General features: G+C 63.6%; 17 protein-coding genes. 5 read left to right on the forward strand and 12 right to left on the reverse strand.

Annotated elements, in window-relative coordinates:
- Positions 1 to 665: 665 nt before the first annotated feature.
- The 6 genes from C9F12_RS20410 to C9F12_RS20435 all read right to left on the reverse strand — a co-directional run bounded on the left by C9F12_RS20410 (position 666) and on the right by C9F12_RS20435 (position 9,230).
- Positions 666 to 2,147, reverse strand: coding sequence for a bifunctional 2-methylcitrate dehydratase/aconitate hydratase (locus C9F12_RS20410; protein WP_108450038.1), 1,482 nt, complete (start codon positions 2,145 to 2,147; stop codon positions 666 to 668).
- A 265-nt stretch (positions 2,148 to 2,412) separates the two neighbouring features.
- Positions 2,413 to 3,615 carry a 2-methylaconitate cis-trans isomerase PrpF gene (prpF, locus tag C9F12_RS20415; RefSeq protein ID WP_108450039.1) on the reverse strand — a complete coding sequence of 401 codons (1,203 nt, stop codon included), beginning with the start codon at positions 3,613 to 3,615 and terminating at the stop codon, positions 2,413 to 2,415.
- Complete coding sequence (gene acnD / locus C9F12_RS20420) at positions 3,615 to 6,206, reverse strand: Fe/S-dependent 2-methylisocitrate dehydratase AcnD (protein ID WP_045993769.1); 2,592 nt, start codon at positions 6,204 to 6,206, stop codon at positions 3,615 to 3,617. The genes prpF and acnD overlap by 1 nt, the downstream gene beginning before the upstream one ends.
- A gap of 161 nt (positions 6,207 to 6,367) precedes the next feature.
- Positions 6,368 to 7,495, reverse strand: coding sequence for a 2-methylcitrate synthase (gene prpC, locus C9F12_RS20425; protein ID WP_108450040.1), 1,128 nt, complete (start codon positions 7,493 to 7,495; stop codon positions 6,368 to 6,370).
- A 75-nt stretch (positions 7,496 to 7,570) separates the two neighbouring features.
- The gene (gene prpB / locus C9F12_RS20430; RefSeq protein WP_045993771.1) at positions 7,571 to 8,464 is read right to left on the reverse strand and encodes a methylisocitrate lyase; all 894 of its coding nucleotides are present in this window, start codon (positions 8,462 to 8,464) and stop codon (positions 7,571 to 7,573) included.
- Positions 8,465 to 8,492: 28 nt separating this feature from the next.
- Positions 8,493 to 9,230, reverse strand: coding sequence for a GntR family transcriptional regulator (locus C9F12_RS20435; protein ID WP_045993772.1), 738 nt, complete (start codon positions 9,228 to 9,230; stop codon positions 8,493 to 8,495).
- A gap of 221 nt (positions 9,231 to 9,451) precedes the next feature.
- Between C9F12_RS20435 and pabB the strand changes: the two genes are divergently transcribed.
- A complete protein-coding gene (gene pabB, locus C9F12_RS20440) occupies positions 9,452 to 10,822 on the forward strand; it encodes an aminodeoxychorismate synthase component I (protein ID WP_108450041.1) in 1,371 nt (456 codons plus the stop codon).
- Between the two features lie 467 nt (positions 10,823 to 11,289).
- Positions 11,290 to 12,030 (forward strand): phosphoadenylyl-sulfate reductase, encoded by a 741-nt coding sequence (locus C9F12_RS20445; protein ID WP_231498732.1) that lies wholly within the window; start codon positions 11,290 to 11,292, stop codon positions 12,028 to 12,030.
- A 122-nt stretch (positions 12,031 to 12,152) separates the two neighbouring features.
- Here the strand turns inward: C9F12_RS20445 and cysB are convergent, their stop codons facing one another.
- Positions 12,153 to 13,124, reverse strand: coding sequence for an HTH-type transcriptional regulator CysB (gene cysB / locus C9F12_RS20450; protein WP_045993775.1), 972 nt, complete (start codon positions 13,122 to 13,124; stop codon positions 12,153 to 12,155).
- Between the two features lie 334 nt (positions 13,125 to 13,458).
- Here cysB and trxA point away from each other — a divergent pair, with 334 nt between their 5' ends.
- Positions 13,459 to 13,782 (forward strand): thioredoxin, encoded by a 324-nt coding sequence (trxA, locus tag C9F12_RS20455; RefSeq protein ID WP_045993776.1) that lies wholly within the window; start codon positions 13,459 to 13,461, stop codon positions 13,780 to 13,782.
- Positions 13,783 to 13,989: 207 nt separating this feature from the next.
- Here the strand turns inward: trxA and C9F12_RS20460 are convergent, their stop codons facing one another.
- A complete protein-coding gene (locus tag C9F12_RS20460; protein ID WP_045993777.1) occupies positions 13,990 to 14,430 on the reverse strand; it encodes a YtoQ family protein in 441 nt (146 codons plus the stop codon).
- Positions 14,431 to 14,725: 295 nt separating this feature from the next.
- Here C9F12_RS20460 and C9F12_RS20465 point away from each other — a divergent pair, with 295 nt between their 5' ends.
- A complete protein-coding gene (locus C9F12_RS20465) occupies positions 14,726 to 15,427 on the forward strand; it encodes a gamma-glutamylcyclotransferase (RefSeq protein WP_045993778.1) in 702 nt (233 codons plus the stop codon).
- A gap of 125 nt (positions 15,428 to 15,552) precedes the next feature.
- Positions 15,553 to 16,812, forward strand: coding sequence for a threonine ammonia-lyase (locus tag C9F12_RS20470; protein ID WP_045993779.1), 1,260 nt, complete (start codon positions 15,553 to 15,555; stop codon positions 16,810 to 16,812).
- Positions 16,813 to 16,866: 54 nt separating this feature from the next.
- On the opposite strand, the gene C9F12_RS20475 is transcribed toward C9F12_RS20470, so the two are convergent.
- The 4 genes from C9F12_RS20475 to C9F12_RS20490 all read right to left on the reverse strand — a co-directional run bounded on the left by C9F12_RS20475 (position 16,867) and on the right by C9F12_RS20490 (position 22,573).
- The gene (locus C9F12_RS20475; protein WP_052704432.1) at positions 16,867 to 19,203 is read right to left on the reverse strand and encodes an ATP-binding protein; all 2,337 of its coding nucleotides are present in this window, start codon (positions 19,201 to 19,203) and stop codon (positions 16,867 to 16,869) included.
- 6 nt (positions 19,204 to 19,209) lie between these two features.
- Positions 19,210 to 19,704, reverse strand: a complete 495-nt coding sequence (locus C9F12_RS20480; protein ID WP_045993780.1) for a molybdopterin-dependent oxidoreductase — start codon at positions 19,702 to 19,704, stop codon at positions 19,210 to 19,212.
- A 103-nt stretch (positions 19,705 to 19,807) separates the two neighbouring features.
- A complete protein-coding gene (locus C9F12_RS20485) occupies positions 19,808 to 22,072 on the reverse strand; it encodes an ATP-binding protein (RefSeq protein ID WP_045993781.1) in 2,265 nt (754 codons plus the stop codon).
- 24 nt (positions 22,073 to 22,096) lie between these two features.
- The gene (locus tag C9F12_RS20490; RefSeq protein WP_045993782.1) at positions 22,097 to 22,573 is read right to left on the reverse strand and encodes an oxidoreductase; all 477 of its coding nucleotides are present in this window, start codon (positions 22,571 to 22,573) and stop codon (positions 22,097 to 22,099) included.
- Between the last annotated feature and the right edge of the window lie 227 nt (positions 22,574 to 22,800).

The raw sequence follows: 22,800 nt of genomic DNA on the forward strand, positions 1-22,800 counted from the left end.
ACTTGGCTCAAGGTTCAAACGTCTCGTTTGACGAGTCGCTTGCCTTGATATTTCAGTGACAGTGTCACTGACTCATCGGCAAGCGCCCACATGAATTACCTGATCAAATTATTAAAGAGCGTGCTCTGGGCTCTATAGAGAGCTTAAAGAGCTGCTCTTGCGACACCTGGCCGGAAGAGCGTCTCGCTTTGCTGCGCCGCAGCCCGAATCTTTAACCCGAGCGCTTGTCACAGCGCCCTGCGAGGAAGGCGTATTCTACAGAATCGAAGCGTTTCGTCAAGGCTTTCTTTTTTCGCCGTGCAAGCGATGCCTGCAGGACCCAAGAGAAAGCGAAGCGAGCCTGACGCACATCCTGCGATGCCGTCCCGGCGACTCCGATCGAGTGGCGAACATTCTACCGATTTCTCGCTGCCCGTCAAGTGGAGAATTTCTCGAAGACTTGAAAAAGCCTTTTCAAAACAATCACTTTTACCACCCTTCACCGCCTGTGACGTTTGCTCGTCGCCGGCAGCGGATGCGTACTTTACGGATCGGGGCCGGCCTTGGCAAGCACTTCGTGTAAAAAAATTTCGACCAAAGGCTAAGCCTGCCCGGCGACGGATTTTGCAGGCCCATGGGTACGCCCGGGGACAGCGCTGCCCAAGCCGCCCTCCCCTCGTTGGTCTCTACAGCACCAGCAGATCGACAAAGCGATGGACCGGCGTCGCCGCCAGGCGCTCGGCGTCCTGATACAGCGCCATGATCTCGTCGCAACGTCCGGGGGCGAATCGGGTGGCCAGGTGGCGTCGACACTTGGCCTCGAGCACCGCCATGCCCTCTTCGCGACGACGGCGATGACCAATGGGATAGGCCACCTCCACCTTGTCGGTCGCACTACCATCGGTGAACACCACCCTGACCGCGTTGGCGATCGATCGCTTGTCCGGGTCCAGATAGTCCCGTGTATAGCCCTCGTCCTCGACGACCACCATCCTTTCCCGCAGCTCATCAATCTCCGGATGAGCCTGATGAAAGTCATCCTCGTAGTGCTCGGCCTGAAGCTCACCCAGCATCAGCGGTACCGCCACCATGTACTGCAGGCAGTGGTCTCGATCTGCCGGGTTGGCCAGCGCCCCTTCCTTGGAGATGATGCGTATTGCCGACTCATGGGTAGTCAGCTCGATGCGCTCGATCTCATCCAGCCGCCCCTTGACCTCGGGGTGCAGGGTGACCGCCGCCTCGCAGGCCGTCTGGGCATGAAACTCTGCGGGGAAGGAAAGCTTGAACAGGATGTTCTCCATCACGTAGCTGCCAAACGACTGAGGCAGACGTAGACGCCGGGTGTCCTCGGGCTTCAGCGAGAGATCACGATTGGAGTGACTGAAGGAGACATCACAGAAGCCCCACTGGGGAGCGCTCAGGACGCCGGGTATGCCCATTTCCCCGCGCATCGCGATGTCCACCAGACGCGCCGCCCGCGAGGTGGCGTCACCGGCGGCCCAGCTCTTGCGCGAACCGGCATTGGGAGCATGGCGGTAGGTGCGCAGGCTCTGACCGTCGACGAAGGCATGGGATAGCGCCGACAGCGTCTGCTCACGACTGGCGCCGCGCAGCCTGGCGATAGCGGCAGTGGACGCCACCTTGACCAGTAACACGTGGTCCAGTCCGACACGATTGAACGAGTTCTCCAGTGCCAGCACGCCCTGTATCTCGTGTGCCCGTATCATCGCATCGAGCACCTCGTGCATGACCAACGGGGCTTCGCCTCTGGCCACGCGGCACTGTGAGAGATGGTCGGCCACCGCCAGGATACCGCCCAGATTGTCCGACGGGTGCCCCCACTCCGCCGCGAGCCAGGTATCGTTGTAGTCCAGCCAGCGCACCATGGCTCCGATATCGAAGGCCGCCTTGATCGGGTCCAGTCGATAGGACGTGCCAGGCACCCGCGAGCCACATGGCACCTGGGTGCCTTCCACCAGCGGCCCCAGATGCTTGGTGCATTCTGGGAAGCGCAATGCCAGCAGGCCACAGCCCAAGGTATCCATCAGGCAGTGGCGTGCGGTATCGAAGGCCTCGTCACTATCGATGACGGCGTCCAGCGCATAGTCGGCGATGGCCTTGAGTTCGTCGTCGTAGTCGGGACGAACATTGGATTCGACGGTGCTCATGTCTGCCTCCTTCCAGTGAGCGCTATCGCCCGCTGCCGGCGTGCCTGAACCTGAGCCAGGGCCTGAGCCTGAGCCTGTATCAGGGCAGGGACAGGGGCCGGGAGTCCGAGGACCAGCGTGGGCGGATGGCGAGAGGTTCGAGAATGGGGGGAGAACGACAGCGCCGCCTGGCGGCGGCGCTAATGCAAAAGGTCCGTTGTCAGTATCGTCGTGGTGCGCCACTGGCGCCAGTATCGACACAGGCGGGCTTCATCGGTCGAGAGCATTATGAATCGAGGACGTCCGCCGGCACCCTGATCTTGCCCTCCATCAGAATGCGGGCACTGCGGCTCATGGTCGCCTCCGTGGCGGTCCATTCCCCGTCCAGCTGTTCAGCTCGCGCCCCGACCCGCAGGGTACCGGAGGGATGACCGAAGACCACCGAACTGCGCCCCTCGTCGCCGCCGGCGGCCTGGCTGACCAGGGTCCCCGGCACCGCGGCAGCCACTCCGATGGCCACGGCCGCGGTGCCCATCATGGCGTGATGCAGCTTGCCCATGGACATGGCCCGCACCAGCAGATCGATATCGCCTTCGTCGATCTGCTTGCCGCTGGAGGCCCGGTAGCCACGAGGCGAGGCGACGAAGGCCAGCTTAGGCGTGTGCTGACGGTTCGCGGCCTCCTCGAGTCTCGAGATCAGGCCCATCTTCAGCGCGCCGTGGGCCCTTAACGTCTCGAGCCGATCGAGGGTGGCGGGGTCTGAATTGATATCGTCCTGAAGCTCGGTGCCGTCATAGCCAAGGTCGGCCGCGCTGACGAAGATGGTCGGAATACCGGCATTGATCAGGGTTGCCTGGATGCGACCTCCGGCCACCACCTCCTCGGGAACCTCGAGTTCGTCCACCACCTGGCCTGTCGGGAACATCCGCCCTTCGCCGTCGGCGGGATCCTTGAAGGCCAGGCCGATCTCGGCGGCGGGGAAGGCCACGCCGTCGAGCTCGAAGTCACCGCTTTCCTGCACCTGACCGTCCTGTATCGGCACTCGGGCGACGATGGTCTTTTCAATGTTGGCCTGCCAGATGCGTACCTCCACCTCGCCGTCGGCAGGAATTCGCTCAGGCGGGATCAGTCCGCTCTCGATGGCGAAGGGACCGACCGCCGAGGACAGGTTGCCGCAGTTACCGCTCCAGTCGACAAAGGCCTTGTCGATGGCCACCTGGCCGAACAGATAGTCGACATCGTGATCCGGCGACTCGCTGGCGCTGACGATGACCACCTTACTGGTGCTGGAGGTGGCGCCACCCATGCCGTCGGTGTGCTTGGCGTAGGGATCGGGGCTACCGACCAGACGCATCAGCAGGGCGTCGCGCACGGGGCCGGGCTCACGCGCGGCCTCGGGCAGGTCGTCCTTGCGCAGGAAGGTGCCCTTGCTGGTGCCGCCACGCATGTAGATGGCGGGAATGCGGAGCTGCGGAGCAAAAGCGGCCATCACGCCACCTCCGATTCGAGGAAGTCCTGGGCGAAACGCTGCAGCACGCCACCGGCTTCGTAGATCGACAGCTCCTCGAAGGTGTCGAGACGACAGGTCACCGGCACCTCGACGCTTTCTCCGTCACGCCGCTTGATCACCAGGGTCAGGCTGGCCCCCGGCTGGATGTCGCCGCGGACATCGAAGGTCTCGCTGCCGTCGATGCCGAGGGTCTTGCGTGTGGTCCCCTCCTCGAACTGCAGCGGCAGTACCCCCATGCCGATCAGGTTGGTGCGGTGGATGCGCTCGAAGCCCTCGGCCACGATGACCTCGACACCGGCCAGACGCACCCCCTTGGCGGCCCAGTCACGGGAGGAACCCTGACCATAGTCGGCCCCGGCGATCACGATCAGCGGCTGCTTGCGCGCCATGTAGGTCTCGATGGCCTCCCACATGCGCATGACCTCGCCCTCGGGCTCGAGGCGAGCCAGTGAGCCCTGCTTGACCTCACCGTCGACCACCGCCATTTCGTTGATCAGCTTGGGGTTGGCGAAGGTCGCCCGCTGGGCGGTCAGGTGATCACCTCGATGGGTGGCGTAGGAATTGAAGTCCTCCTCCGGCAGGCCCATCTTGGCCAGGTACTCCCCCGCCGCGCTGGTCGGCAGGATGGCATTGGACGGCGACAGGTGGTCGGTGGTGATGTTGTCCCCCAGCACCGCCAGGGCGCGCAGCCCGGTCAGCGAGCGCTCGGCGGCCAGCGCACCCTCCCAGTACGGCGGACGCCGGATATAGGTGCTCATCTCGCGCCAGTCGTACAGCGGGCTGATGTCCTTCGACCTGTCGAAGGTGGTGTCGAACATCGGGATGTAGACGTCGCGGAAGTGCTCCGGCTTGACGCTCTCGGCGATGATCGCATCGATCTCGTCATCCGCCGGCCACAGATCCTTCAGGGTGATCGGGTTGCCCTCGGCGTCTTCGCCCAGGGCGTCCTTCTCGATATCGAAGCGCACGCTGCCGGCGATGGCGTAGGCCACCACCAGCGGCGGAGAGGCCAGAAACGCCTGCTTGGCGTAGGGGTGGATACGCCCATCGAAGTTGCGGTTACCCGACAGCACGGCGGTGGCGTAGAGATCACGCTCGACCACCTCCTTCTGGATCACCGGATCGAGCGCACCACTCATGCCGTTGCAGGTGGTGCAGGCAAAGCCAACAATGCCGAAGCCTAGCTGCTCGAGCTCACCGAGCAGGTTCGACTCCTCCAGATACAGCTGCACCGCCTTGGACCCCGGCGCCAGCGAGGTCTTGACCCAGGGCTTGCGGGTCAGGCCCAGCTCGTTGGCGCGCTTGGCCAGAAGCCCCGCGGCGATGACGTTGCGCGGATTGGAGGTATTGGTACAGCTGGTGATGGCGGCGATGATCACCGCGCCATCGGGCATCTCGCCGTCCTTCTGCTCGTAAGGAGCGGCGATACCGCGACTGGCAAGCTCCCGCGTAGAGACCCGGTTGTGCGGACTCGAAGGCCCCGCCAGGGTGCGCTCCACCTTGGACAGGTCGAAGTGCAACACCCTTTCGTAGTCGGCGTTGACGAGGCTGTCGGCCCACAGGCCGGCGGCCTTGGCGTAGGTCTCCACCAGTTCGATCTGCTCCGGCTCGCGCCCGGTCAGCTTGAGGTAGTCGAGGGTCTGATCGTCGATGTAGAACATCGCGGCGGTGGCGCCATACTCCGGCGTCATGTTGGAGATGGTGGCACGATCACCCAGTGTCAGGTGCCCCGCGCCTTCACCGAAGAACTCGAGATAGCTCGACACCACCCGTTCGCTGCGCAGGTATTCGGTCAGCGCCAGCACGATATCGGTGGCGGTGATGCCAGGCTGGGGCTTGCCGCTGAGCTCCACCCCGACGATGTCAGGCAGTCGCATGTAGGAGGCACGCCCCAGCATCACGCTTTCGGCCTCGAGCCCGCCCACCCCGACGGCGATCACGCCGAGGGCGTCCACGTGGGGCGTGTGGCTGTCGGTGCCCACCAGGGTGTCGGGGAAGGCCACGCCGTCACGGGCCTGGATCACCGGCGACATCTTCTCCAGGTTGATCTGGTGCATGATGCCGTTGCCGGGGGGGATCACGTCGACGTTCTCGAAGGCTTCGCGGGTCCAGTTGATGAAGTGGAAGCGGTCCTCGTTGCGCCGATCCTCGATGGCGCGGTTCTTGTCAAAGGCGCCCTCCTCGAATCCCGGGTGCTCCACCGCCAGCGAATGGTCGACAATCAGCTGGGTCGGCACCACCGGATTGACCTTGGCCGGATCCCCCCCCTTCTCGGCGATGGCGTCACGCAGGCCGGCCAGGTCGACCAGCGCCGTCTGCCCGAGGATGTCGTGGCACACCACCCGCGCAGGGAACCAGGGAAAGTCGAGTTCGCGCTTGCGCTCGATGATCTGGGACAGCGCCGCCGTGAGATCCTCCGGCGGACAGCGGCGCACCAGGTTCTCGGCCAGCACCCGGGAGGTGTAGGGCAGTCGGTCGTAGGCGCCGGGAGAGATGGCGTCCACCGCCTCCCGGGTATCGAAGTAGTCAAGGTCGGTCCCCGGCAGGGGCTTGCGATAGTCGGTGTTCATGGGCGTCACGGTCTCGGGCGCCCGAGGGCACGGCCCTCGCGGCGCGAATATGGTAGGAAGGCGGCGGAGCCACTTGTGCCTGCGCATGACCATGACCATGCGCGCGCCCCGCCGCTCGAGCCTCGGGATATCTTCAAGATACGTTCAGGAGAGCCCCGGACTCAGTCACGCTCTTCGATGGGTACCCATTCGCTGTGGGCCGGGCCGGTGTAGTCGGCGCTGGGGCGGATGATGCGGTTGTTCTCGCGCTGCTCGAACACGTGGGCGCACCAGCCAGTCACCCGAGAACACACGAAGATCGGGGTGAACAGCTTGGTCGGGATATCCATGAAGTGATAGGCGCTGGCGTGGAAGAAGTCGGCGTTGCAGAACAGCTTCTTCTCGCGCCACATCACCGCTTCGACCCGCTCGGACACCGGGTACAGGCGGGTGTCGCCCACGTCGTCGGCGAGCTTCTTCGACCAGTGCTTGATGATGGCGTTGCGCGGGTCGGACTCGCGATAGATGGCGTGTCCGAAGCCCATGATCTTTTCCTTGCGCTCGAGCTTGCCGAGGATTTCGCGCTCGGCTTCTTCGGCGCTCTGCCAGTTCTCGATCATCGCCATCGCCGCCTCGTTGGCGCCGCCATGCAGCGGGCCACGCAGGGAACCGATGGCCCCGGTGACGCAGGAATGCATGTCGGACAGGGTCGATGCACAGACACGAGCGGTAAAGGTCGAGGCGTTGAACTCGTGCTCGGCGTAGAGGATCAGCGAGACGTTCATCACCCTGGCATGCAGCTCGGAGGCCGGCTCGTCACGCAGCAGGTGCAGGAAGTGCCCGCCCACCGACTCGTCGTCGGTCTCGGTGTCGATGCGCACGCCATCATGGCTGAAGCGGTACCAGTAGCAGATGATCGAGGGCAGCGCCGCCAACAGGCGATCGGAGACGTCCTGCTGCTGGCTGAAGTCGGCCTCGGTTTCCAGGTTGCCGAGCATCGAAGCACCGGTACGCATCACGTCCATCGGGTGGGCGTCCGCCGGGATCTGCTCGAGTACCGTCTTGAGCGCCTCGGGCAGACCGCGCAGGCCCTTCAACTTGGTGATGTAGGCATCCAGCTCGCTCTGGTTGGGCAACTTGCCCTTGAGCAGCAGGTAGGCCACCTCCTCGAAGCGGGCCTTGTCCGCCAGTTCCTTGATGTCGTAGCCGCGATAGGTCAGGCCCGAGCCACTCTGGCCCACGGTGCACAGTGCGGTCGCACCGGCGCTCTGTCCCCGCAGACCGGCTCCTCCAATCGGTTTATCAGCCATGGCGTATCTCCATTTTCGTCATTGGTCGTTGTTATAAAAAAGGCATGAAAGGCGTGCTGGACGCCCGAGGGTCTCTCAGTCCTTGCCCTCGTCGAACAGCGCGTCGAGCTTGCGCTCGAAGTCGTGGTAGCCCAGCACGTCGTAGAGTTCGTCGCGGGTCTGCATGGTGTCGACCACGTCGCGCTGGTGTCCGTTGTCGTGAATGCTCTGGTAGACCTTGAGCGCGGCAGCGTTCATGGCGCGGAACGCCGACAGCGGGTAGAGCACCATGCTGCACCCCACCTCGGCCAGTTCCTGCTGACTGAACAGCGGGGTGGCGCCGAATTCGGTGATGTTGGCCAGAATCGGGGCATCCACCCGCTCGCAGAAGGCGCGATAGTCGTCGAGGGTGTGCACCGCCTCGGCGAAGATCGCATCGGCACCGGCCTCGATGCAGGCGTTGGCACGGTCGATGGCCGCGTCGAGTCCTTCCTTCTGGAAGGCATCGGTACGGGCGATCAGGTAGAACTCCGGATCGATGCGCGCGTCGGCAGCCGCCTTGACCCGATCCACCATCTCCTGCTGGGACACGATGGCCTTGTTCGGGCGATGGCCACAGCGCTTCTGCGCCACCTGGTCTTCCAGGTGCACGGCAGCGACCCCGGCCCGCTGCATCTCCTTGACCGTACGCCCGATATTGAAGGCGCCCCCCCAGCCGGTATCGATGTCCACCAACAGCGGAAGGTCACTGGCCCCGCAGATGCGATGGGCGTCTTCCACCACATCGTTCATGGTGGTCATGCCCAGGTCCGGCAACCCGAAGGAAGCATTGGCAACGCCACCGCCGGACAGATAGATCGCCTGATGCCCGACCCGCTCGGCCAGCATCGCGGTGTAGGCGTTGATGGTGCCGACGATGGGCAGCGGGCTATTGGCGTTGAGCGCCGCACGAAAGCGGGCACCAGGGGTCGAAGTGGACGAGGATGTCATGGGGGGCTCCAGTCAGGGGAAAGTAAGATCAGGTCACCAGGCCGTTGCCGGCGACCACCTGGGGTTCGTCGCGCCCCTCCAGCGAGGCGGCGTAGCGCGCCATCACGTTCTCGCGGGAAGCGCTGACGTGGCGACGCATCAGCAGCTCCGCCAGCTCGGCGTCACCCGCCTCGATGGCGTCGACGATACGGTGGTGCTCGACGAAGGCCTTCTGCGGACGTGCACCGCTGGCGCTGAACTGGGTGCGGTACATCCGGACCAGGTAATAGAGGTCGTCGCACAAGAGGGCCATCAGCATGCGATTGTGGCTGCCCACCACGATACGATAGTGGAAGTCCAGATCGCCCTCGCGCTGATAGTAGGCCTCACCGCTGGCCAGATCAGCCTGCTTCTCGTGCACTGCCAGCACTTCTCGGAGGCCGGCGATCTCGCTGGCGGTCATATGCTCGGCGGCGATCCTGGCGGCCATGCTTTCCAGCGCCTCGCGCACGTCGAACAGCTCCATCAGCTCCTTCATCGACAGCTTGACCACCCTGGCACCCACATGAGGTACCCGTTCGATCAGCCGGTGAGCCTCGAGTCGTCGCATGGCCTCGCGCAGCGGCCCACGAGAAATACCGTAGGCCTTGGACAGTCCCGGCTCGGTGATCTTGCTGCCCGGCGCCAGTTCTCCCCGGACGATGGCGTCCTGCAATTGATGAAAGACCCGCTCGGCGAGGGTTCTGACTTCGGGGGTGGCGGGGGTCTCGTATTCGGCGCTGGTCATGGGATCATTGTCGACAATGTTGGGATAACGGAAATGTAAGATACGCCAAGGCGCGGGTCAATGGCCTGATCAGGCTCATAACCTTAACCATTGGTTGTAGACAATGCCATCCATCTTCCTTGTCCTGTCGACAATGCAGCGTTGACTCGCGCCATCCTTCCACAACGACAAGCCCTGTCGTTGCCCGTAGAATATGCCGCCTGCAACGCCCGAGGCCCCGAATGAACGCCGAGCTCCAGACCACCTCCCTGCCCTACCACGCGACCCCCCTGCGCTATTTCGAGGCTCTGCGCTCGAGGCCCGGGGCGGTGCTGTTGGACAGCGGCCGGCCCCAGGCCCCCGGCGGACGATTCGATATCCTCTCGAGCGACCCCATCGAATGGCTGGAAGTCGATCAGCATGGTCTGCCCAGAGACTCGAGCGGCAGGGCCCTCGAGGGTTCCGCCTTCGACGCCCAGCAGCGCCTGCTCGAACGCCTGCCCCGTCCACGCCAGGAGCTTGATCTTCCCTTCGTCGGCGGGCTGATCGGCTACTGGAGCTACGACCTGGGCCGGCAACTGGCGGGAATCGAAGGGCCTTCACAGACCGCCACCGCACTGCCTCAGGCCCGGCTTGGCCTGTATGACTGGGCGCTGATCCAGGACCACCAGGAGCGCCGCTGCCTTCTCGTCGCCTCCCCCGAACGGCGCCAGCAGGTACAGACCTGGCTGGCGACAGCGACACCTGCCGGCGACTTTTCGCTGAACTCCGCCTTCACCTCCAACCTGAGCGAAGCGGGCTACCGCGATCGCTTTGCCAGGGTGCAGGACTATATCCGTGCCGGAGACTGCTACCAGATCAATCTGGCTCAACGGTATTCGGCGGATTACCGAGGAGACCTGTGGCAGGCCTATCTCCGCCTGCGTGACGCGACGCCGACCCCCTTCGCCGGCTTCATGGCCTGGCAGTGCGCAGGGCGCGAACAGGCGCTGCTGTCGCTGTCGCCCGAACGCTTCGTCGAAAGCCGCCAGGGCGAGGTGGAGACGCGTCCGATCAAGGGAACACGGCCACGGGGAGCCAATGAGCAGGAGGATGCAGCCCTGGCACAGGAGCTGTCCTCAAGCATCAAGGATCGCGCCGAGAACGTGATGATCGTGGACCTTCTGCGCAATGATCTGGGTCGCGTGTGTCAGCCCGGCACGGTGAAGGTCCCCCAACTGTGCGGACTGGAAAGCTACGCCAATGTTCACCATCTGGTGAGCGTGGTGAAGGGACGCCTACCCGACGAGACGCCACCGCTCAAGCTGCTGGAAGCGGCCTTCCCCGGTGGCTCGATCACCGGCGCCCCCAAGATTCGCGCCATGCAGATCATCGACGAACTGGAGCCGGATCGACGCAGCGCCTACTGCGGTAGCCTCGGCTACGTCGATGTGCGTGGCCATATGGATACGTCCATCGCCATCCGTACCCTGGTCGCCGATGCCGGCCGACTGCACATCTGGGGCGGTGGTGGCCTGGTGGCGGATTCTCGGGAACAGGCCGAGTACACAGAAACCCAGGACAAGATTCGCCATCTGATGGCTGCCCTGGGCACTGCGACTGACTCGCGCTAGACAGGAACAGGCCGACCTACCATAAAGAGACCCAGGACAAGATTCGCCATCTAATGGCCGCCCTGGGCACTGCGACTGACTCGCGCTAAACAGGAACAGGCGGACCTACCATAAAGAGACCCAGGACAAGATTCGCCATCTGATGGCCGCCCTGGGCACTGCGACTGACTCGCGCTAGACAGGAACAGGCCGACCTACCATAAAGAGACCCAGGACAAGATTCGCCATCTGATGGCCGCCCTGGGCACTGCGACTGACTCGCGCTAGACAGGAACAGGCCGACCTACCATAAAGAAACCCAGGACAAGATTCGCCATCTGATGGCCGCCCTGGGCACACCTGCCAAATAGTAATAAGAAACCTTACCGCTAATCGATAAACGCTATATAAGAACCGAACCAATCGATATTGGGGCGATGGCGGCGGGTTTTGGTAGGGTATCGGCAAAACCCCCAGTGGAGGTCGCCGTGACGTCCTTTGACCCCAATGCGTTCGTCCTGGCCAATGACCAGGCGACACCCAAGAATATCCTGAAAGCCGCCTACGAGGCCTTCGGCGAACTGACCGTGTCATTCTCCGGCGCCGAGGACGTGGTGCTCGTCGACCTGGCGCTCAAGGTCGCGCCCAAGGACAAGGTCAAGGTGTTCAGCCTGGACACCGGGCGTCTGCACGCCGAGACCTACGAGTTCTTCGAACGAGTCCGCAATCACTATGATATCGAGCTCGATATTCGCTTCCCCGATCAGCAGGCAGTGCAGGCGCTGACCAGCGAGAAGGGATTGTTCAGCTTCTATCAGGATGGTCACCACGAGTGCTGCGGCATTCGCAAGGTAGCGCCGCTGCGCCAGCGCCTGGCAGGCCTGCCGGTGTGGGTCACCGGCCAGCGTCGGGACCAGAGCCCGGGCACCCGTTCGAAGCTGCAGATCGCCGAGCGCGACACCGCCTTCGGCAGTGACGATCAACCGCTCTACAAGATCAACCCGCTGACCCACTGGACCAGCGAGGACGTGTGGAACTACATTCGCTCCTTCGATGTGCCCTACAACGCCCTGCACGAAAAGGGCTACGTCAGTATCGGCTGCGCGCCCTGCACCCGGCCCATTCTGCCTGGCCAGCACGAGCGCGAGGGTCGCTGGTGGTGGGAAGACCAGGGTGGCAAGGAATGCGGGCTACATGCCCTCAACCTGCCCCAGGCGGCCACCAGCTGACGTTCTGAGGTACCTGGCTGCACAGCCTCACAAGATCGCAAAGGCCCCGGACTCGCTTGAGTCCGGGGCCTTTCGGTTCATGACGACGTCAGTGAAGCTCGCCTGGCGCCACCTCGCCGCGGTCAGCGCACCGGCAGGCTGATCTTCTCGAACAGCGCGTGTTCATGGCGCGGTCCCGCTGCCAGGGCAGCGTCGACCAGATCACGGTCCAGATGGTCGGCAAACTGCTGCAGGAAGTCATACATGTAGCCGCGCATGAAGGTGCCGCGGCGGATACCGATCTTGGTCGTGGAGCTCTCGAACAGATGGCTGGCGTCCAGCGCTACCAGATCCTCATCGAGCACTTCGTCCACCGCCATGTGCGCCACGATGCCGACCCCCAGCCCCAGACGCACGTAGGTCTTGATCACATCGGCGTCGGCGGCGGTCAACACCACATTGGGAGAGAGTCCACGGGCACGGAAGGCGTCGTCGAGCTGCGAGCGTCCGGTGAAACCGAACACGTAGGTCACCAGCGGGTGCTTGGCCAGTTCGTCGAGTCCCAGACGCTCGACCTCGGCCAGGGGGTGATCCCGCGGCACCAGGATGCAGCGGTTCCAGCGATAACACGGCAGCAACACCAGGTCGTTGAACAGTTCCAGCGACTCGGTGGCGATGGCGAAGTCGGCCTGTCCCTCGCTGACCATCTGAGCGATCTGCTTGGGCGTCCCCTGCTGCATATGCAGAGCGACATCCGGGTAGCGCTGGGTAAAGTTCTGGATCACCGGCGGCAGGCAGTAGCGCGCCTGGGTATGGGTGGTGGCGATGGACAGGCTGCCCCGCCGCTCGTCGCTGTGTTCCTGGGCCACATCCTTGATGTTGGCAGTCAGCCTGAGCACCTGGCCTGCCAGCTCGATGATCGCCTCCCCTGCGGGTGTCACGCGAGTCAGGTGCTTGCCGCTGCGCGCGAAGATCTCCACGCCAAGCTCGTCTTCCAGCAGACGAATCTGCTTGGATATGCCTGGCTGAGAGGTAAAAAGACTCTGAGCGGTAGCCGACACATTCAGGTTGTGGCGGGAAACCTCCCAGATATAGCGCAGCTGCTGTAATTTCATGGCCGGGGCTTACCTCGTCCGAAGTCGACGGATTGGCACGGTGGTCGCGGAAGCGGACTAGACTGGAGCCATCGCGTTGGCGGCGTGACAGCGTCCTTGCCCGGGTTCAAGCACTGGACCTCGGGCATGACAACATGCCAAAGCGCCATAAAAAACCACCTTTGTGATTACTTTATAGCATAATGAGATGAGATGCAGCGATTCGTAAGCTGACTAAGAAACTATCGACCCAATATTTGCCAGCGTATGGGCCGACCGCTACCATCGTCCCACCGGACATGGCAGACATGTCCCACATTCCGCTCGATGAAGCGCAACGTAGATGGAGAAACACATGGCTAACAATGTCGATGTCACCAATGCCAACTTCGAGCAGGAAGTTCTGCAGGCCGACTCCCCGGTGTTGCTGAAGTTCTGGGCTCCCTGGTGTGGCCCCTGCAAGGTCATGGCACCGGTGGTCGATGAAGTCGCCGAGGAGCGTGACGGCGCCCTCAAGGTCGTCAGCATCAACGTCGATGATGCCCCGGAAATCGCCGCCGAGCAGGGCGTACGTGGCGTCCCCACCGTGATGCTGTTCAAGTCAGGTGCCAAGGTGGCATCCCTGGTAGGTGCCCAGTCGAAGTCCCAGCTGACCCAGTTCATCGACCAGAACGCCTGATACAGCGCTGTCGACCGCTGCCGTCACCAGACGGGACGTCCAGCCAGGGGCCAAGGCCCCTGAAACATGGCCCGGGATCCTCCTTCAGGTTCCCGGGCCATGTCGTTATTGCCCCGAGCGTTATCGCTGAAGCCACGGCCTTGGGCAATGGCAGTGCCCGCCCTCGCCAGTGGATGCCATCGTGCGAGGCTCGAGGCAGCGCCGACATCAGTCCCGCAGCACGTAGCGCAGGATCTCTACCACCTGGTCGGTGGTCGTGGCCCAGGCCTGGGCGTCGGCATCGACCTCCTTGAGCGGATGCACGATGTCCTCGCCGTGCAGCGTCACATAGGGCTTGCCGAGAGCCGAGCAGTAGCCGGCGTCGAAGGCCGCGTTCCACTGCTTGTACTTGTCACCGAAGCGCACCACCACAAGATCGCTCTGCTCGATCAGGGTCCGGGTCCGGATGGCGTTGACCCTGGAAGACTGGTGATCCCGCCAGAAGCCACTTTCCGGCACGCCCAGCATGTCTCCGGCGGCGTCGCTGGCATCATGGTCGGTCACCGCCTGGGTGAACACCACGTCGAGCCCGGCGTCTCTGGCTCCCTGCTTGATCTCTTCACGCCAGTCGGTGTGGATCTCACCGGACAGATAGACGGTAAAACTCATGGCCTCATTTCCTTTTTCTCGGTCTTGCATGAATCATTGTCGGAGTGCCAGGACGCCGCCACCGGCCGTCACCCGAAAGAGGGACCAGGACATTCGGACTTCATCCTGGCCTTCGGAGCTGATAATTTGCCTATGGGCGGTCCAAGGCACCTGGCCCTCGTGGCTTCTTGCGTGGCGCTCACCATCATACCCGCGCCTCCTGTACTGACAAACCGGTTGCCCGGCGCAGTGTCGGCGTGGCGGTATCGACTCGAGCGCCACCAGTCCGTCTGACTTCATTCGACAAGGATCTTCGATGCACCCGCAGGACTCCCCTTCCAACCGGCCAACGCCTGTCAGCGCGGACACCCGGGAAGCCAATCGACGCCAGGACCATTTCGGCTCTCGCGAGGCGATCTGGCTGTTCGGCTACGGCTCGCTGATCTGGAAGGCGGACTTCGCCTATCGCGCACGTCGTCCAGCGCTGATCGAAGGCTACGCCCGCCGGTTCTGGCAGGGCTCCCACGATCATCGCGGCACTCCTGAGGCTCCTGGTCGCGTCGCGACGCTGATCCACCAGCCGGGCTCGCGGTGTTTGGGCATGGCCTACCTGATCGGGCCGGAGGTGTTGGCCCCCCTGGACCTGCGTGAAAAGAACGGCTATCTGCGTGAGCGTGTCACGCTGCATTTTCTGGACAACGATCTCGCCGACAATGATCAGCCTGATGTCGATGACCCGCTCGACGATGACGGCCTGACCACCGCCAGGACCGCCGAGGGGCTGGTCTACATCGCCGGTGATGCCAACCCGGCCTATCTCGGTGACGCCTCCGATGACAGCATCGCCGAGCAGATCGCCCACGCCCATGGCCCCAGCGGCCCCAACAGAGACTACCTGCTGCACCTGGCAGACGCCCTGCACGCCATGGGTGGCGAAGACGACCACGTCTTCGGCCTGGCGGCCGCCCTGCGCCGTCGAATGCGCCAGGCGGCGACTCACCCGGCTACCACCGACTGAGCGCCGCCCTTCCCCTCGGCAATGCCGGCCACGCCTGGCTCTCGGATCGAGCCGGCGACCCCGCCGGCGACACCTTGTGCCGGACGACCTCCGGCCATCTGTCTGTTACCCGCTGGAGATCCCGGATGAGTGTGACCCTTGAAGACATTCGACGTGCCGCCGATGCGACCGTCGGCCATATCGCCCGTACTCCCTTTCTGCATTCCGCCACGCTGTCGCGGCTGGCCGGCTGCGAGTTGTACATCAAGTTCGAGAACCACCAGTTCACCGCCGCCTTCAAGGAACGCGGCGCCCTCAACCACCTGCTGTCCCTGTCCGAAGACGAGCGCCAGCGGGGGGTCATCGCCATGTCGGCCGGCAACCACGCTCAGGCGGTGGCCTACCACGCCTCAAGGCTCGGCATCCGGGCGGTCATCGTGATGCCGCGCCACACTCCCAATCTCAAGGTCAGCAATACCCGGGCCCTTGGCGCCGAAGTGCACCTGGTCGGTGAGGGGGTGGACGAGGCCGGAGACTACGCGGCTCGCCTGGCCGAGGAGCACGGCTATGTGTTCGTCCACCCCTACGACGACGAGCGCGTGATTGCCGGCCAGGGCACCATCGCGCTGGAGATGCTCGAAGACGTGGCGGATCTGGATGCGCTGGTCATCCCCATCGGCGGCGGCGGCCTGATCGGCGGCAACGCCGTGGCCGCCAAGGGACTCAATCCCGACATCGAGATCATCGGGGTGCAGACCGCCCGCTTTCCCGCCATGCAGCAGGCGCTGGCGGGTGAAAAGATCCACTGCAGCCTCGCTACCATTGCCGAGGGGATCGCGGTCAAGCAGCCCGGCAAGATCACGCGAGAACTGGTGCGCGAGCACGTCAGTGACATCCTGCTGGTCGACGAGGCCACCATCGAGCGGGCGATCCTGATGTTCCTGGAGATCGAGAAGACGGTCGCGGAAGGCGCCGGTGCGGCGGGACTCGCTGCCGTATTGAGCCAGCCGGAGCGCTTCCGCGGTCGCAAGGTGGGGCTGGTCCTGTGCGGCGGCAATATCGACATGCAGGCGCTGTCGTCGGTGATCCAGCGCGGCCTGGTGCGCTCTGGTCGCATCGTGCGGGTTCGCGTGGGCATCTCCGACGTACCCGGCTCGCTGTCGGAGTTGACCCAACTGCTCGCCGAGCAGCGCGCCAACGTCATCAGCATCACCCACCAGCGTACCTTCACCGACCTGTCGCTGCGCGCCACCGAGGTCGAAGCCACCCTGGAGACGCTGGGCAGCGAACATACCCGAGAGGTCATCGAGGCCCTGCGCCACGAGGGCTACGATCCGGTGATGCCGGCCAATGAGGTGCATCCGGACGAACGTTGGGCCAGCGGCGTGGCTCCCGGCGACGTCTAGGCCCCGCCAGCGGCGGGACGTCACCTCATCGAAGGGTCCCGCCCAGGGCCGCTTTCAGGTCTGCAACAGCCCCGCCGATCGCAGAGCCTGGCCGGTCGCCGGGCCCAGCCGGGCGAGTATCTCGAGCTGAGTCTCGAGTTCCGCCTGCTGGCCTTCGTTTGCCATGCGCTCCACTCGGGCGGCCTGCGCCTCCAGGGCCTGGCAGCCCAGCGAAGCAGAGACGCCCTTGACGTCATGAGCAATCTGACCGAGTGCCTGGTGGTCGCCGACCGACAGCGCCTCTCGCATCTGCTCGAGCCGCTCCGGGAAACGCTGCAGATAGTTGGCCACCATGCGACTCAGGCCCTGGGGCGACATCACCTGACGCAGCTCCTCTACCGTGTCTCCGGCGAGCAGCGTCTCGTCGATCCGGGGCCGATCCTCGAGCATCGGGGCAACGACGGCGGGTGCCGCTTCGACAGTATCGCCGAAGGTCTCGCTATCCAGGTCGCGATCCGGATCGCTCGCCCTGACATCGCAACCCCTGCCATCGCCCCCCCTGCCGGCATTGTCGCCACCTGATGGACTCGCGTCAGCGGAGCTCGGTGCCGCGTGCACCCGGCTGTAACGGCGCAGCGCAGCAGACAGCTCCTTGCGCGAGAACGGCTTGCCGATGACGTCGTCCATTCCCGCATCGAGACAGGCGCGATGATGCTCGGGCATGACGTTGGCGGTCACCGCGATGACCGGCAAACGCTGGACCCGCTGGCCCTGTTCGCGTAGAGCCTCTTCGTGCTGGCGCCAGCGACGCGTGGTCTCCAGCCCGTCCATTACCGGCATCTGCATGTCCATCAAGACCAGATCAAAACGTCGTTGGCCCAGGGCCTCCAGCGCCTGCTCGCCATTGCCCACCAGTTCGCAGGTCTGTCCCAGTCTGGTCAGCATGGCGGCCACCAGCTCACGATTGAGGGCATTGTCCTCGACCACCAGCACGTGCTGGCTTTCCAGCGGCTCCTGCTGCCCGGTGCTGGCAGCACCCTCTTCCACCCCCGCCACCACCGGCAAGGGAAGATCGAACCAGAATCGGCTGCCGGACTCCGGCTGGCTTTCCACCTTGAGCTCTCCGCCCATGGCCGCGACCAGCTGCGAGCAGATCGCCAACCCCAGGCCGGCACCTTCATGGCGGCGTGACAGGGCGGTATCGGTCTGGGCAAAGGGCTCGAAGATGCGCTGCTGGTCCTGCTGGGCGATACCGCAGCCGGTATCGTAGACCATGAAGGTCAGCCGGCCGTCCCCATTGTCGGAGACCCTGAGCATCACAAAGCCACTTTCGGTGAACTTGAAGGCGTTGTTGAGCAGATTCATCAGCACCTGGCGCAGCCGATGCACGTCGCCATCGACCCAGGTGGGCAAGGCGGGAGCGGCACGCATCAGGAACTGCACCCCGCTGCGGCTCTGGGTCTGATAGCCGGTCGCGAGTTGCTCCAGCATTCTCGACAGGTGGAAGGGTTGACGTTCGACCGCCAGGTGCCCTGCCTCGATACGGGTGTAGTCGAGCACGTCATTGATCACCGAACGCAGCCCAGCGGCGCTGTCACGCAGCCCTTCTATCTGGCGGCGTCCCTGATCACTCAAGGGTTCGTCGTGCAGCAGCTCGGCCATGCCCAGCACGCCGTTGAGTGGCGTGCGGATTTCATGGCTCATGATGGCCATGAAGTCGGACTTCGCGCGATTCGCCACTTCCATGCGCTGATAGGCCTCGCGCAGGGTTTCGGACTGGGATTCGAGCAAATGGGTCTTGTGGCGATGCTGACGCGCCTCCTTCACCAGCGCACGAATCAGCACGCCACCGGCGATCAGCGACAGCAGGATCGAGATCAGCACCGCGATGTACAATCGCCCAAGCACGCCCATGTCCGCGCTGCGCTCTTCCGCGGCGATTCGACCATGATGCAGCATCAATTGCCGACTCAGTTCCTGCGCTTCGCCGAGACGCTCTATCAGTTCGCGTCGCAGTGCAGCGTCATAGGCAACGTCTCCATCGGCCACCGCAATGAAGCGTCGATCCAGCCGTTGCATGCCACGATCCAGCTCGTCGATCAGCTCACGACCGGTCGCGTAGCGATCCAGGAAGTTGCTCGTCTGGCCCTCCAGCAGCACCATGAAGCGCCCGTACAGCAGTTCGAAATCCAAAAGGGTCTCGTCCAGCCGGCTATCGCCGCGCTCCCAGATGGCCAGCCGCAGATCGCGCAGCGAGCGATCGTACTGATACAGGGTCCAGGTGACGGTGTCGACGTCTCGGTGGTAGATCGCCTTGTTGCGGTCATAGATCAGCCCTCCTGTCACCATCACGGCGACAATGAAGACGACGGCAGCGATCGCAGGAATCCTGATGCGCAGACGATGGGCCATGAGAACTCAGTTGACGTCGATGCGGGCGACCTGCCAGACAGATCGACTGAAGTAGATATTGGTCTTGAGTTCCGGCTGGTCGTCGAAAGGATAGACCACGAACAAGGGGCCCTTGTCGCGGATTCTCATGCGCTCTCCATCGCGGCGCATGGCGAGGATCACGCCATGTTCGTGGGCGTCGCTCACCGGCATCAGCGTCTCGTAGTCCTTGATGGCGGCCACCCTGAGTTCGTCGCCCTCGGCCTCCACCGCAGCCAGTACATCGCTGAGCAGCGGCCCCTCAAAGCGAGACTGACCATCGATCCAGGGATTGCCGGTCACCACGACATGCTGGGGCAGCGCCTCGAGCATGGCGCGGTCGAAGTGGGCTTCATCACTCACATTGGTCACGGCGATGCGCCCACCCACCTCGAGGATCACCCTGCCACCGGGGGCGTCCAGCGCAAGAGCCTGTCCGACCATTCCCCATAGCATCACCAACGCGATGGTTCGCCATCCCATGACGCCTCTCCCATTGAAAATCGGCATTCTCGACGAATTTTTGCCGTACCAGCGACATGCTACTGCCAGTTCAACGGCCAGGGAAGGCATTCACGCTCAGGATTCAGCGAAAGCTGTCGAGCACTCCGGTGGTTCGCCAGGCAAGACCGGTGCGAGTGCCGATGTCCTCCAGTTCCTTGATCAGAGGCACCAGCGGCTCGTGACGGCCCATCTCACCATGCTCGATGATCGCCTCCACCACCGCGACCACTGCCGTGCACCCCAGGGTGGTTGACGCATGATGAAGCTCCCTGGCCTCACCGACCAGCATGTCGAAGTCCCTTTCTTCATGGGCCGTGTAGAGCCTCGCGATGCGAGCAGGAAAGCGGGCCAGGTAGCCGCGTACCATGCGCTCCAGAGCATCCGCCGAGACCATCGAGCGCAGCTCTTGAAGCGTCGTTCGCGACAGCAGGTCGGCACTGGCGACTCTTTCTTCCGTCGCCGTCTGGGTGGGCGCGGAGGCCCCTTCGTGGGCGGATGTACTCGGCGGCGTCCAGAAGTTTTCGTCGGGGTCGAGGGAGGGATAGACCCGAGAGGGAAAGCGACCAAGCACCTGGCCTAGATCCTGACGCGTGAAAGGCTTGCCAATCAGGTCATCCATCCCCGCCTCGCGGCTGGCCCGGCGATGTTCCGGCAGAACGTTGGCCGTCACCGCGATGATCGGCAGCCGAGCGTCGTCGTCGCCATCACCACGGTGGATCGCCGCTTCCCGCTCGCGCCAGCGCCGGGTCGTCTCCAGACCATCCATGACCGGCATCTGCAGATCCATCAGCACCAGATCGAAGTCACGCTGTGACAGCGCCTGCAGCGCTTGCTCGCCGTTGGACACGACTTCGCAGGACTGGCCCAGGCGGGCCAGCATACTGGCCACCAGCTCCCTGTTGAGAAGGTTGTCGTCCACCACCAACACATGGTGCGGCGCCAGCGGCGCCGGGGCAGACGCCACCTCGACCTTCTCCTCTTTCTGATCGCTGGCCGGCAAGGGAAGTTCGAACCAGAATCTGGAACCGCTGCCCAGCTGGCTGTCCACCTTGAGGTCGCCCCCCATGGCGCGCACCAGGCTACGTGCGATGGGCAGGCCAAGACCGGCACCGTCATGACGCCTGGCCATCACCGGATCGGATTGTTCGAAGGGCTCAAAGATGCGCTCGACATCCAGCTGAGATATCCCGCACCCGGTGTCGTAGACGACGAAGGCAATGCGCTGATCCTGGGCACAGGAAACCCTCAACATCACGAACCCCTGGCGGGTGAACTTGAAGGCGTTGTTCAACAGGTTCTGCAGTACCTGGCGCAGCCGATGCTGATCTCCTTCCACGCAAGCGGGCAGGTCCGGGGCCAGGCGCATCAGAAACTGCACATCGCCCAGGCGTTGCGAACGATAGCCCAGGGTGGTCTGGTCGAGCATATGGCGCAGCGCAAACAGTTCGCGCTCGACCTCGATCCGGCCGGTCTCCAGCCGCGTATAGTCGAGCACATCGTTGATCACCGAGCGCAGTCCCGTCGCGCTGGCCTCCAGGCCTTCGATATGACGCTTGCCCTGATCGCTCAGGGATTCGTCGCGCAGCAGATCGGTCATGCCCATGACGCCACTGAGCGGAGTGCGCATCTCGTGACTCATGATCGCCATGAAATCGGACTTGGCGCGACTGGCGTTCTCGGCACGCTCCACCGCTTCCTTCAGTGCTCGCGACTGGGCCTGCAGCAACTCCGCCTTGAGGGTGTGGGCACGCCCCTCACGCATCAGCGCCAGCACCAGCACGGTACCGGTCACCATGATAAGCACGATGCAGGCCAGTACGACACCATACAGACGCAGCATCGACTGGGTATCTCGGGTGCGCAACTCGGCCACACTGGCCTTGTGTTGCAACAGCATATCGCGACTGACGTTCTGCAACTGCCCCAGGGTCTGCTTGAGTGCATCCCTGTCGTCGTCGAGCAGGCGTCCCCCCTGCTCCAGAGGCTCGACTCGCCCCCCCAGATCGTCGATCAATTGCTCCGCGCGCCGATACAGTTCCTGGGAGGCACTGGTCTGACGCAGAAAGTCCCGAGTCTGCCCCTGACGCAACAAGTCGCTTCGTCCGTGCAGAATCTCGTAGTCGAGGACCAGGCTATCGATATCATCCGCGCTGACCTCGGCGGCCTGAATGCGCATTTCGCGCACCATGCGATCGAACTGGTAGAGGTTCCAGGTGACGGTATCGAGGATGCGATGCTGCAATTCCTGCTGCCGATCGAAGGTCAGGCCTCCCGCCACCAGTGCCGCGACAAAAAACAGCACCGTTGCGGTGGCCGCCACCCTCGAGCGATACGGCAGTTTCAGCATAATCTGACCTCGGCCACCGGCGGCTCAGTGGACATCGATGGACTCCACCTGCCAGACGGACCGCGTCAGGTAGACAGCGTTGTAAATTTCAGGATGCTGATCAAAGGGATAAATCACAAACAGGGGCCCTTGATTGCGCACTTCCAGGCGCTCGCCATCGCGCCACATCGCCAGCACAAGGTTGAAGGTCGAGGCATCCTGCACCGGAACCGACGCCACGAAATCGTTCAATGCGGAAACACGCAGCTCGGTACCGCGCGCCTGGACCGCATCGAGCAGCCCCTCGAGCAGAGGCCCCCGATAGACAGAGGCACCGTCAAACCAGGGGAGATGGGTCGTGATCGTGCCCTGGGGTAGCGCCTCGAGCATGTCGCGGTCGAACCATGCCTGATCACCGACATTGGTGACCCCGATGTCACCGGACACCTTCAACAAAGGCGTGCCCGAGGGCGGTTCGAGCGCCATCGACAGGGGCGATGCCAGTGTCAGCCCCAGGACCATGAGTCGCCAGCAATATCTCACATCTCCCCCTATGGCCTCCTGCTTGGGCGTGGAAGCAATCTTCGCTTATATGCTGAATCAGCTACCGATGATGTGAAAAGAGTAAAGCAAAAGACACAAACCGTCACGTTTAGAAACCTGAAGCGCATCTCTACAATCCTTCCATGGTGAAAGACGGCCCTCGGGAGACACCAGTCGACACGGGCGCGTCTACCCACCAGGCAACA

Origin of the sequence: Halomonas sp. BN3-1, assembly GCF_003056325.1 — a bacterium.
Classification (GTDB): domain Bacteria; phylum Pseudomonadota; class Gammaproteobacteria; order Pseudomonadales; family Halomonadaceae; genus Halomonas; species Halomonas litopenaei.